Origin of the sequence: Ruminococcus callidus ATCC 27760, assembly GCF_000468015.1 — a bacterium.
Lineage (GTDB): Bacteria > Bacillota > Clostridia > Oscillospirales > Ruminococcaceae > Ruminococcus_C > Ruminococcus_C callidus.
Window position 1 is genome coordinate 1 of the sequence record NZ_KI260435.1, and the last position, 1,649, is coordinate 1,649.

Annotated in this window: 1 protein-coding gene and 1 tRNA gene; both read right to left on the bottom strand. The window is 47.5% G+C overall.

Translation table 11 applies throughout. From position 1 onward, the window contains the following. Positions 1–370 precede the first annotated feature (370 nt). A tRNA-Val gene (locus RUMCAL_RS09930) sits at positions 371–446 on the bottom strand. 161 nt (positions 447–607) lie between these two features. After that, a complete protein-coding gene (locus RUMCAL_RS09935; protein WP_156902514.1) occupies positions 608–1,390 on the bottom strand; it encodes a hypothetical protein in 783 nt (260 codons plus the stop codon). Positions 1,391–1,649 lie beyond the last annotated feature (259 nt).

The following is a 1,649-nucleotide window of genomic DNA, read 5'->3' on the forward strand; positions in this document are numbered from 1 at the left end:
AGGCAGATGCTCTCCCAGCTGAGCTAAGCTTCCATCATTTTTTTCTCAGCGTCGCATCTCTCAGCGACGTATATTATTATACACCATTCTGAGCGATTTGTCAAGGGTTTTTCGAAAATTTTTTCGAGGTTTTTAAAACAGAAAAAGCACCGAAAATGCGTCGCTTTTCCTGTTTCATTGAATCGTTTACAAAAAGTTAATATGTGATTTGCAGAAAAATTTGCTGCCGGACAGCCCGTTTTCCCCTGCCTTGAACAACACCCACAGACGTGAAAACCACACCCACATGCATATGCTGTTCCATGTTTCAAGCACGGAAACCAATACAACAAAACCGCCTGCACTCCAAAAAGTACAGGCGGTTTTTCTCTGGTGGAAACTATAGGGCTCGAACCTATGACCCTCTGCTTGTAAGGCAGATGCTCTCCCAGCTGAGCTAAGCTTCCATGATTCAGCGACGAAATTTATTATACCATATCTTTCGGCATCATGCAAGCTGATTTCGCAGGGTTTTCAAAAAATTCACATTTCGAAACTGACAAATAAAAACTGCCTGCACCGAGCCGGCACAGGCAGTCTATCATTCCATGAAATCGCGAAGCCGCAATTACATACCAGTTACGTTGAAAGTTACTTCAATGGTTGTCCAGTCGCCAATAGCAGACGGATCCAGAATGGTTGCAGAATAGTCGGACTTGTTTGCCAGATCAGCAATGTTGCCCTCTGCACTTCTTGCATCGCCCGGCATGCCGTCGTCCGGTACCCACTCGTTGAAAATGTTGGAACGAATATTGTTGTGCTTTACGCCGTTGATCTCGGTTTCTTCTGTATTGGTGAAGCTTTTCTTGGTCAGCGGGATCTCAGTACCGTCTACCTTGACAGCAGTTACATCGATCACTGCGTTCGGGGTAGCAGTTGCACCGTCCATGATCTGTACAGCCATGAATGCAGTGCCGTTTGCAATCAGGTCGCCGTTTACGTCGCCGGTTGCATCGTAACGGATCGCGTTGGTATCTACGGTAACGCTGACAGTGTATTCGCCGTTGCCGGTGATCGGAGCAACACCTGCATCATAGCACAGATAATCCGTATCGCTGCCGGTGTACTGGAGCCACCACTGACCGTCTGCCATGCTCAGATAAGCCTCGCCAGCCTGCGGAACGACAGCTTCTTCGAAGTCGCTGGTCTGTACCTGCTGCGGAGCAGAGCTTTCGTCTGCGGAAGCTTCTTCACTGGATTCCTCTGCTTCGCTGGATTCTTCAGCACTGGACTCTGCTTCGCTGCTGGAGTCCTTGGAGCTGTCGGAAGAACCGCCGCAGGCGGTGAACGCAGCAGTCATCATTGCAGATGCCAGCAGGAATGCCAGGATCTTTTTGGTCTTGAACATCATAATTTTCCTCATTTCCTTCAGTCGGAAAGTGCACAGGCACTTTCGAACGTTCTTCAAAATGCAGACAGATCCTGCAAAAGCAGAGGTCTGCTCAGTACTATGATACTAGATTTTTCACCAAGATGCAAGATGCTTTTTACACAAATTTCACCTGATAAAAGACCTCACAATTTGTGCAAATTCCCAGACATTCTGCAAACAGATCCGCTTTATACAGCGTTTCCCCTATGGCAATACCGTACAAAGATTGTGCGACAGA